The organism is Wenjunlia vitaminophila DSM 41686 (assembly GCF_000380165.1).
GTDB lineage: Bacteria > Actinomycetota > Actinomycetes > Streptomycetales > Streptomycetaceae > Wenjunlia > Wenjunlia vitaminophila.
On the sequence record NZ_KB904725.1, the window covers coordinates 1 to 9,365 of the forward strand.

11 protein-coding genes, 1 tRNA gene and 1 pseudogene are annotated in these 9,365 nt (G+C 71.0%); 6 read left to right on the forward strand and 7 right to left on the reverse strand.

The window, feature by feature from the left end; all coding sequences use genetic code 11:
- The 5 genes from A3IG_RS32155 to A3IG_RS0126610 form a co-directional block, all read left to right on the forward strand.
- Positions 1-689, forward strand: a 689-nt coding sequence (locus A3IG_RS32155) for a DUF6292 family protein (RefSeq protein ID WP_051087648.1), incomplete at its 5' end; no start/stop codon positions are given.
- Positions 690-776: 87 nt separating this feature from the next.
- On the forward strand, positions 777-1,646 hold the full coding sequence (locus A3IG_RS0126595; protein WP_051087649.1) for a bifunctional DNA primase/polymerase: 870 nt from the start codon (positions 777-779) through the stop codon (positions 1,644-1,646).
- Between the two features lie 3 nt (positions 1,647-1,649).
- A complete protein-coding gene (locus tag A3IG_RS0126600; protein WP_018386636.1) occupies positions 1,650-3,125 on the forward strand; it encodes a hypothetical protein in 1,476 nt (491 codons plus the stop codon).
- Positions 3,126-3,552: 427 nt separating this feature from the next.
- The gene (locus tag A3IG_RS31440; RefSeq protein WP_018386637.1) at positions 3,553-3,882 is read left to right on the forward strand and encodes a helix-turn-helix domain-containing protein; all 330 of its coding nucleotides are present in this window, start codon (positions 3,553-3,555) and stop codon (positions 3,880-3,882) included.
- Positions 3,879-5,180: a tyrosine-type recombinase/integrase gene (locus A3IG_RS0126610; protein WP_051087650.1), complete on the forward strand. Its 1,302-nt coding sequence runs from the start codon at positions 3,879-3,881 to the stop codon at positions 5,178-5,180. The genes A3IG_RS31440 and A3IG_RS0126610 overlap by 4 nt, the downstream gene beginning before the upstream one ends.
- 74 nt (positions 5,181-5,254) lie before the next feature.
- Here the strand turns inward: A3IG_RS0126610 and A3IG_RS0126615 are convergent.
- The 5 genes and pseudogenes from A3IG_RS0126615 to A3IG_RS0126630 form a co-directional block, all read right to left on the reverse strand.
- Positions 5,255-5,341 (reverse strand) — tRNA-Ser (locus A3IG_RS0126615).
- Between the two features lie 30 nt (positions 5,342-5,371).
- The gene (locus A3IG_RS32160) at positions 5,372-5,878 is read right to left on the reverse strand and encodes a deaminase (protein WP_236719245.1); all 507 of its coding nucleotides are present in this window, start codon (positions 5,876-5,878) and stop codon (positions 5,372-5,374) included.
- Between the two features lie 57 nt (positions 5,879-5,935).
- Positions 5,936-6,103: pseudogene (locus A3IG_RS35550) on the reverse strand (hypothetical protein); the annotation flags it as partial.
- 30 nt (positions 6,104-6,133) lie between these two features.
- The gene (locus tag A3IG_RS0126625) at positions 6,134-6,655 is read right to left on the reverse strand and encodes a tRNA adenosine deaminase-associated protein (RefSeq protein ID WP_018386640.1); all 522 of its coding nucleotides are present in this window, start codon (positions 6,653-6,655) and stop codon (positions 6,134-6,136) included.
- 161 nt (positions 6,656-6,816) lie between these two features.
- Positions 6,817-7,011: a hypothetical protein gene (locus A3IG_RS0126630; protein WP_018386641.1), complete on the reverse strand. Its 195-nt coding sequence runs from the start codon at positions 7,009-7,011 to the stop codon at positions 6,817-6,819.
- Between the two features lie 186 nt (positions 7,012-7,197).
- On the opposite strand from A3IG_RS0126630, the gene upp reads away from it, so the two are divergent.
- Positions 7,198-7,833 carry a uracil phosphoribosyltransferase gene (gene upp, locus A3IG_RS0126635; protein WP_018386642.1) on the forward strand — a complete coding sequence of 212 codons (636 nt, stop codon included), beginning with the start codon at positions 7,198-7,200 and terminating at the stop codon, positions 7,831-7,833.
- A gap of 22 nt (positions 7,834-7,855) precedes the next feature.
- Here upp and A3IG_RS31450 read toward each other — a convergent pair whose 3' ends face one another.
- Positions 7,856-8,584 (reverse strand): LytR C-terminal domain-containing protein, encoded by a 729-nt coding sequence (locus A3IG_RS31450; protein ID WP_078500967.1) that lies wholly within the window; start codon positions 8,582-8,584, stop codon positions 7,856-7,858.
- A gap of 184 nt (positions 8,585-8,768) precedes the next feature.
- Positions 8,769-9,065 carry a type II toxin-antitoxin system VapB family antitoxin gene (locus A3IG_RS0126645; RefSeq protein ID WP_004943146.1) on the reverse strand — a complete coding sequence of 99 codons (297 nt, stop codon included), beginning with the start codon at positions 9,063-9,065 and terminating at the stop codon, positions 8,769-8,771.
- Positions 9,066-9,365: the final 300 nt, after the last annotated feature.

A 9,365-nucleotide genomic window follows, 5' to 3' on the forward strand; every position in this document is an offset into this window, starting at 1 on the left:
TGACCGCCGCGTGGCCGGGCACCCTCGGCGCCATCATCGGAACCGTCCAGCTCACCGGCGTCCACCGCGCCACCGGCGGGTGCTGCGCCCCCTGGGGCGAGCCCGACGCGTGGCACTGGGAACTCACCCAGCCACGGCCGCTTCCGGACCCCATCCCCTGCCCCGGGCGACTCCGGCTGTGGACACCACCCCCGCAGGTCCTCCAGCAACTCGCCCACGCCACTCCTACCGCCTCGGCGGCCAGCGTGCCCTACCACGACGCGCACACCCCGTACATCAGGGCCGTTACCAAGGCTCTGGTGGCACTCGGCGTTGCCATCCACGACTGGGACACCATGCCGGACGACCCCCGCACCACACACATCACCCTGGACACCGGCCCGGCCACGGCCGCGTACGGCGATGCAGACGTGGGCCTGCTGTGGTCCGAAGAATCCGGGTGGGCCATCGCCTGGGACACCCGAGAATCCGGCCGCTACAGCGCGCTCGCTGACCTTGGCACCGACGTACTGCCCACCCCCCAGGCTGTCGCCGAGCTGGCCCGGGACGCCCTCACCACTCGCCCCGCGCCCCTGCGGGGCCGGTGGGCCACCTACCGCGACTTCGGCGACAACGATGACCTCGCGGACCGCCTGACCATCTACCACGACGAACCCCACGTCCGTCGGAGCACCAAGCCCCCGTTCTAGGCATGCCCGGGGCGACCGCGATCTTTGGCGAGATGGGGCGGTCGCCCCGGCTTCCCTGCCCTACCCACGGAACAGGAGACCACCAGCATGACCTACCCCGTGCCCGACCAGCGACCTGCTGGCAGGCACCACCTTCACACAGCCCTGTGGCTGGCTGGGCTCGGCATTCCCGTGTTGCCCTTGCGCGGCAAGCGCCCCATGGCCAACTGCCCCACCTGCGCCGACACCGCCTGCGGGGGGCGGCCGACCATGAAGACCTCCGGGTCCTGCGCCTGCCCCCGGCCCTGCCACGGCTGGGCCGCGGCCACCACCGACCCGAGCGTCATCACTTCCCCGGCCTGGACGGCGGCATGGCGCCGCGCCGTGGCCGTCGCCTACCACCCGGGAGGGGCGGAGCTAACCGTGGTGGACCTCGACACCCCGGCGGCCGTCGTATGGGCCCGTACCACCCTTCCCACCACCCGGACCGTGCCCACCACCCGGGGAGAGCACTGGATCTACCGGGGCGCCATGCGGTCAGCCAACGGCGTCCGTGAGGGCGTCGACTTGAAGTCCGCGATGGCCTACGCGCGGTGGCTCGGCCCCGGCACCGGCACCATGGCTAACCTGCCGGACGCCGTGCGCGCCCTGGTCGTGAAGGAGCCGCCGGCCCTCCGGGCCGCACCGCCGACCGTCGCGGTGCCCGCGGGCGCTGGAGAAGGGGAGTGCCCCCATCGCACGCCCGCCTACCTGGATCGTGGCATCGCCATGGCCGAGCAGCGCATCACCGAGGCTCGCAGTGCGGTGCACGCGACCGTCTACCGCACGTTCCTCGCCGTGCTGTCGGCTCACGGCCGGTGCGGCTGCCTGAGCGGCACCCACGTGGCGCGGCTGTTCGCCGCCGCTCAGGCCAAGGGCGAATCGCCTCGGCACTGCACCGAGGCGTGGGCCAACGCACGCACCCGATTGGGGCTGTAGCCGGTGTCCGACGAGGAGAAGACTGCGGCCCGGGAGGTCATCGCGGACTACGCGCGGCAGCACTTCCGGTACTTCCGCACCGCCGACGGGACCGTGTTCGCCCAGAAGAACGGGCACCCCGTGGCGCGTCCGATCCGCTCGCAGGGCACCTCGGGCAGCCACCGGCAGGAACTCATGGTCGGCCTGTTCAACGACGGACACGGCGTGTTCAACGGCACCGCGCTCAAGGAGGCGCTGGACTTGATCGAAGCACTCGCGATGAGCCAGGACGTTCAGCCCGTTCACATCCGCGTCGCGCCCGGGTTCGACGGGGCGACGTGGCTGGACCTGGGCCGCACCGACGGGCAGTCCGTCCGCATCCACCCCACCGGGTGGGACGTCCGCACCCCCGACCCCCGCGAGGTGTGCTGGCGACGCACCCAACTCACCGGGGAACTGCCCCTGCCGGTCAAGGACACCAACGGCAAGGGCATCGACCAGTTGTTGGGGCTGTGCAACTTCGCGAACGCGGCTACCGAGTGCCTGGCCGTCGCCTGGTTGATCGGCTGCTTGGGGCCGTCCGTGCCTGTCCCCGCCCCGTTCCTCACCGGCCCCCAGGGCGCGGGGAAGTCCACCTGCGGGCGGATGCTCGTGCGCACCATCGAGGGCATGACCAGCGACCTGCGCCGCCCGCCGAAGGACGAGGAGAACCTGATCGCGGCCGTGGCGGCCGGGTGGGTCACCGCCCTGGACAACCTCTCCCACCTCGCCCCGGACCTGTCCGACCTGATGTGTTGCATCGTCACCGGGGCCGAGAACATCAAGCGGGCCCTGTACACCGACGGCGACGTTGTCCGCGCCCGCTACCGCCGCCCCATGCTCCTGACCGGCATCGACGTCGGCGTCATCCGCCCCGACCTCGCCGAACGCCTCCTACCCCTGCGCCTGGAACGCCCCCGCGTCCGACGGACCGAGGCCGAACTGTGGACGGAGTTCGAACAGGCCCTACCCACCATCCTTGGGTCTCTGCTGGATCTGACAGTGAAGGTCCGGGCGGCCGAGGCGGACATCCCCACCGACCTGCGGATGGCCGACTTCGCGCACCTGTGCGCGCAGCTCGACACGGCGACTGGCCTCGGAGTCCTGGATGCCTACCGGGCCAGCCTGGACGACCTCAACGACGACGTCATCGAGGGCGACCTACTCGCTCAGACCGTGCTCAAGCACGCGGCCACCCTCGCGCCGGGCGCGGAGACGCGGATGACCTCGTCCGAGTGGCTGCACTGCCTCAGCAGCCTGTACACGGGGGAAGACTGCCGTCCCCTGCCCAAGGGGTGGCCCACGACCGGCAAAGTCCTCTCCGACCGCCTCAAACGGCTTCAGCCCACCCTCGCCGCCCGCGGCGTCCTCATCGACTGGGGCCGCACCCGAGACGGCCGCTACATCGAGATGACCCGCCGCCCCACACCACCACCACACCAGCAAGAACCAATGCACTGACCAGCCCCCGCCGGACAAGCAAGAAGAGCACCCCGCCCCGCCCCGGGTGCTCTTCTTGTAGTTCGGCGGCGGCCGCCGCTCAAGGGACGCGCCGCGAAGCGGCTCCTTCTTCACGCCCTTCAAGGACAAAACCGCCTTGCCTTGTCCTAAGGGAAGGGAAGCTGCGTCACCTGCGTCACACACGCACCCGAAACGGCCCCTGACCGGCCACGACAGCGGTGACGCAGGACACCCACGGCTGCGTCATCCCGCGTCACCCGCGTCACCCGGTGACGAACCCCTGCGTCACCCGATGACGCACCCCAAACCCCCTGCGTCACCCAAACCCGCAGGTCAGCGCCGTGCGCGACGCAGATGACGCGGTGACGCAGATTTCCGTACCTCGGACAGACGCTCCGACAGACATCACCCAGACCAAGGAGTCCATGTGTCCAGTCCACAGCTCTCCGACGTCCCCACGGCCCTGCTCGCCCTCATCGTGGAAGAGGCAGCCCGCCGCCTCAGCACCCAACTGACGTCCGCTGTCCCTGTCCCCGAGCCCACGCCCGAGAGGCCCGAGGCACGGCCGCTCGCGCTCACCGTTGAGCAGGCCGCGAAGCGGCTCGGGATCGGCCGTACCCGGATGTTCGCCCTGGTCCGCTCCGGCCAGGTGCAGTCCATCACGATCGGCCGGCTGCGGCGCATCCCCGAGGAAGCCCTGAACGAGTACGTCAACGCCCGCCTGAACGCCACGTCCACCACCCTGTCCGCCGCATGAGGAGTCGTAGCACCTTGGACCAGAACGAGAACAAGCGCACCCGTCAGCCGAACGGAGCGTCGTCGATTTACCTCGGAACCGACGGGCGGTGGCACGGGCGGGTGACCGTCGGGGTCAAGGACGACGGCACGCCGGACCGGCGTCACCTCTCCCGGAAGACACGCGCCGAGGCTGTCAAGGCCGTCCGGGACCTGGAGAAGGAGAGGGACGGCGGCAAGGTCCGTAAGGCGGGCAAGCCCTGGACGGTCAAGGCGTGGCTGACCCACTGGGTGGAGAACATCGCCGCACCGTCCGTCGGCGTCAACACCATCGCCGGGTACCGCGTGGCCGTGTACCACCACCTGATTCCGGGACTGGGGGCCCACCGCCTGAACAGGTTGGAGCCGGAGCACCTGGAGCGCTTCTACCAGCGGATGCAGGACACGGGGAGCAAGCCCGCGACAGCTCACCAGGCGCACCGCACGGTCAGGACCGCCCTGAACGAGGCGGTGCGACGCAAGCACATCACGGAGAACCCGGCCACGATTGCCAAGGCTCCGCAGGTGGTCGAGGAGGAGGTGGAGCCGTACACCGTCGAGGAGGTCCAGCGGCTGCTGGCCGAGGCCGGTAAACGCCCCAACGGCGCCCGGTGGGCCGTCGCCCTCGCACTGGGGCTCCGGCAGGGGGAGGCGCTGGGCCTGATGTGGGCCGACGTGGACCTGACGGCCGGTGTGCTGCAGGTGCGGCGTAGTCGGCTGCGACCGAAGTACGACCACGGCTGCGAGGGGACCTGCGGCAAGAAGGCGGCGGGTTACTGCCCGAACCGCAAGCCTCTCCGGGAAGCCACCAAGAACACGAAGTCCCGTGCCGGTCGACGCCGCATCGGATTGCCGCCGCAACTGATCAGCCTTTTGGCTGCCCACCAACAGGAGCAGGAAAAGGCCCGGGCCAACGCCCGGCAGCTCTGGCACGACGAAGGGTGGTTGTTCGCCGACGCACAAGGCCGGGCGATCAACCCGCGCACGGACTACGAGGAGTGGAAACGCCTGCTCAGGGCTTCCGGGATTCGCGATGGCCGGCTGCATGACGCCCGTCACACCGCGGCCACCGTGTTGCTGATCCTCGGCGTGACCGAGCGGGCTGTCATGGGGACCATGGGATGGTCCACAACCGCCATGGCTGCCCGGTACCAGCACCTGGTCGAACCGGTGCGGAAGGACATCGCGGACCGGGTAGACGGACTGCTGTGGAAGTCCGAGGAGAGGGCGGAACCCGAGGTCTCAGGAGAGGCTGAAGAGGAGCTGGAAAAGGGCAACTGAGACCAGAACTGAGACCAGAGACGACGTGTGCCCCGTCTCCAGCGAGACGGGGCACACGTTCGCCAAGGTCAGAGCGGTAGCGGTGGGATTTGAACCCACGGAGGAGTTGCCCCCTCACACGCTTTCGAGGCGTGCTCCTTAGGCCGCTCGGACACGCTACCGGGACGAAGCTTAGCGGACGTCCGCCGCGGTCAGAAATCAGTTGGCGGCGGGACCCGGTCCCGGTGGCCGTCGAAGAAGGACGTCAGCACGGCGCCGCACTCCTGCTCGAGCACCCCGGCCACCACCTCGGGGCGGTGGTTCAGACGCCGGTCGCGCACCACGTCCCACAGTGACCCCACCGCCCCCGCCTTGGCGTCATGGGCGCCGAAGACCACCCGGTCCACCCGGGAGAGCACGATCGCCCCGGCACACATGGTGCACGGCTCCAGGGTCACCACCAGCGTGCACCCGGTCAGCCGCCAGGCGCCGCCCTCGGCCGACCGTGGGGAGCCGGAAAGGGCACCGCCGACCCGGCAACCACCGTCGGCAGGATGGACACCGCCGGACCGGGGCACCCCGGCCCCGGGCAGGACGCCGCGACCAGGAGCCGCCAGCACCCCCGCCGTCGTCCCAACCGGCACCCCGGCACCCGTGCCGGCGGTCGCTGCCGCTGCTGTCGCCGCCCCCGCGGGGGCCGCGATGCCTGCCGCCGCCATCGAGGCCGCGGCAGCGCGGATCGCCTGCACCTCGGCGTGCGCGGTGGGGTCGCCGACCGCCTCCCGCTCGTTGTGCCCGCGGCCGATCACCGAGCCGTCGGGGCCCAGCACGACACACCCCACCGGCACGTCCCCGGTGGGGGGCGCGAGCGCGGCCTGCGCCAGTGCGAGCCGCATGGCGGCGGCCCAGCGGTCACGGACGGGGTCGGGACGGTGCCGTTGCATACCCCCCAGTGTCCTTCACCGCGGGCGCCGTCAGCGGACGGCCTCCAGCACCTCCGCGCACCCCAGGGACTCGGCGATGGCGGACAGCGCCTCACCGGGCACCCCACCCGTGCTCAGCGAGGTGAGCTCCCTGCCGGGCAGCCCGTAGTCGGCGAGGAGCTCCGTCTCCCCGAGCGGCCCCACCGGGACCGGCAGGTCCACCGGGCCCACCTCCTCGTCCTCCCCGTCCTCCGTCCCGTCGAGGTCCACCAGTTCGTCCAGGTCGGCCGGGGCGCGGCCGAGCATCTCGTCGGTCAGCAGGATCTCGCCGTAGGAACTGCGGGATGCCGAGGCGGCGTCGGAGACGTAGATCCTGGGGTCCTCCTCGCCGTCCACCCGGACGACGGCGAACCACGCGTCCTCCTGTTCGATGAAGACCAGGACGGTCTCATCGTCCACGGACGCCTCACGGGCGATCTCGATCAGGTCGGTGAGGGCCTCGACGTCGTCGAGCTCGGTCTCGCTCGCTTCCCACCCGTCTTCGGTGCGCGCGAGCAGTGCGGCGAAGTACACCGTGACTCTCCCACTGGTCTCGGTAGTGCCGGGTAACGGACGGTCCTCCACAGGAACACCTGCATACCCGTCCAATCGGCATCGTGACAGAAACCGGCGCTTCGTGAGGGCTCTTCGGTGCTGCGTGGCGTACGGTCTTTTCACGACATTACTCACTGCGATCACCAGCGGAAGGACCGCATTCGCAGTGCCTGACGCATCCGGGCGGCACGGGCCCGGCGCGGCTGGACCCGCGCCCTCAGCTCACGTGCCTCGTTCAGTTCCCGCAGGAAGACGGCGCGGCGCCGACGCCGGTCCGCGTCGCGCTCGGCCCCGGGGCGCGGGTCGTCGGGCTGTGCGGCTTTCTCCTCGGCCATGTGCACCCCCTCGGGTGGGGACGGTGATCTCGAACGACGTGCCCCCTCACACCTTCCCCCTCGTGCCCCACTCACGCCCACGGGGTACCGCGCCCCGCGCCACGCCGGGGCAGCAGGAACCAAACGCCGTGGAAACAGGGGCCCCTGAGGGTTAAGGCCGCCGGGCCGCTCCGTTACTGTCTGGCCATGCGGATCCACGTCGTTGACCACCCGTTGGTCGCCCACAAGCTCACCACGCTCCGCGACCGGCGCACCGACTCGCCGACGTTCCGGCGGCTGGCCGACGAACTGGTCACCCTGCTCGCCTACGAGGCCACCCGGGACGTGCGCACCGAGGCGGTGGACATCGAGACACCGGTCGCCCCCACCACCGGCGTCCGGCTCTCCCACCCCAGGCCCCTGGTGGTGCCCATCCTTCGCGCCGGGCTCGGCATGCTGGACGGGATGGTGCGGCTGCTGCCCACCGCCGAGGTCGGTTTCCTGGGAATGATCCGCAACGAGGAGACCCTGAAGGCGGAGAGCTACGCCACCCGGATGCCGGACGACCTGTCCGGGCGGCAGGTCTACGTGCTCGACCCCATGCTGGCGACCGGCGGCACCCTGGTGGCCAGCATCAAACTGCTCATCGACCGGGGCGCCGACGACGTGACCGCGCTGTGCCTGCTGGCCGCCCCGGAGGGGGTGGAGGTCATGGAGCGCGAGCTGTCCGGGCTCCCGGTGACCGTGGTGACGGCCTCGGTGGACGAGGGGCTCAACGACCGGGCCTACATCGTGCCGGGCCTCGGCGACGCGGGCGACCGGCTGTACGGGATGGCCGGCTAGCTCGCCGGCTCGCGGAGCCGGTTCAGCAGCCGGACTTCCGGCCGCCCCGGTCCTTCTCGCCACCCCGGTCCTCGCCGGTGCCGCCGACGTTCTGGTCCGCGTCCCCCCGCGTCTTCGCCTTCTGGCCGGAGGCGCTCCGGGAACCGGGTGCGGCGCTCTCCTCGCCGGTGGGCGCCGTGCCCGCCCGGATGGCCCGGGCCGCGGTGGCGACGGTGTCCAGCCTGCGGTACCCGGTGCCGATGACCAGGTCGATCGAGGTGCTCTGCCGCCGGTCGGTGTCCACCCGCTCACCGGCGATGTGCGCGCCGAGCACGGTCAGCGCGGGCTTGGTGGCGTGCCCACCGATCAGCAACGCCGACTCCTTGACCTTCTTGTCGTAGACCGCCGGGGCGTTGGCGACCTTCCCGATCCGGAACCCGCGCCGCTCGAGTGCCTGCGCCGTCTGCTTGGCCAGCCCGGTGCGCGGGGTGGCGTTGTAGACGTTGACGGTGATCGCGCCGGGCTTGGGCAGCGGCTTGGTGGGGGGCGCCGGCTGACTGGGTGGGCAGGGGTTGGCTGCGGCGTTGGCCGCCGGCTGGCCGCCGCGGAAGGCGTCCACCAGCTCCAGCGTGCCCCAGCCGAGGACGGCGAGGCCCGCCAGTGCGGCGGTGCCGACGACGACGCGTCGTCCGCGGCGTCGGCGCTCCGGCAGATAGGCGTTTCCGGAGACCTTGTACTTCCCGCCCATGCCGGGGGGTGTGAGCATGCTCATCGGCGTTCGCCCCCTTCCCGTGGTCGGGCAGTGGCATCACTGGGTGGACACAGGCGGTGCAAGACCTTTTTCGCACAGACTCGTGCGTGTCGCAGGCGGAAGCCTAGTGCTGACTTCCATAAGGGGTAAGACGCGACCACCGTCCACCCGGGTGTGCCCACCCCTCGCGGGAGGGGGCGAGCGGTCAGTCGAGCTCGAGGACGCGGGCGTGCAGGACCTGACGTTGCTGGAGCGCCGCCCGGACGGCCCGGTGCAGACCGTCCTCCAGGTAGAGGTCCCCCTGCCACTTCACGACGTGGGCGAAGAGGTCCCCGTAGAACGTGGAGTCCTCGGCCAGCAACGTCTCGAGGTCCAGTTGTTGCTTGGTCGTCACGAGCTGGTCCAGGCGAACCGGGCGTGGGGCAACATCTGCCCACTGGCGGGTGCTCTCCCGGCCGTGGTCGGGGTACGGCCGCCCGTTACCGATGCGCTTGAAGATCACACGGAAAGCCTACCGGGCCGGCGTGCACCGGCGCAGCAGAGGGACAGGACTGGGAGATCGGCGGGTCGTGGCTGTTTGTGGACATGTGCCCGACTGGCGGGAGGCGATCCAAGATCAACCACACGTCGGGGCGCGCCGCGGGGCGGCACCGCCCGCCAGGGCCTGTCTGATGAGTAGCGCCGTCCGCCCGGAGGGCGGGGGTCGCGGCGTCTGGTGCGTGCGATCGCAAGGCGGAGGGTCGTCCTCGTACTGGGCGTACATGGACGATCCCGACAACGCAGCGAGCGTGCGTGCCAGGCG

Coding starts and splice junctions, on each gene's coding strand:
- A3IG_RS0126610 (WP_051087650.1), top strand. CDS start 3,879: ATGAGGAGTCGTAGCACCTTGGACCAGAACGAGAACAAGCGCACCCGT.
- upp (WP_018386642.1), top strand. CDS start 7,198: ATGCGGATCCACGTCGTTGACCACCCGTTGGTCGCCCACAAGCTCACC.
- A3IG_RS31450 (WP_078500967.1), bottom strand. CDS start 8,584: ATGAGCATGCTCACACCCCCCGGCATGGGCGGGAAGTACAAGGTCTCC.
- A3IG_RS32160 (WP_236719245.1), bottom strand. CDS start 5,878: ATGGCGGCGGCAGGCATCGCGGCCCCCGCGGGGGCGGCGACAGCAGCG.
- A3IG_RS0126595 (WP_051087649.1), top strand. CDS start 777: ATGACCTACCCCGTGCCCGACCAGCGACCTGCTGGCAGGCACCACCTT.
- A3IG_RS0126630 (WP_018386641.1), bottom strand. CDS start 7,011: ATGGCCGAGGAGAAAGCCGCACAGCCCGACGACCCGCGCCCCGGGGCC.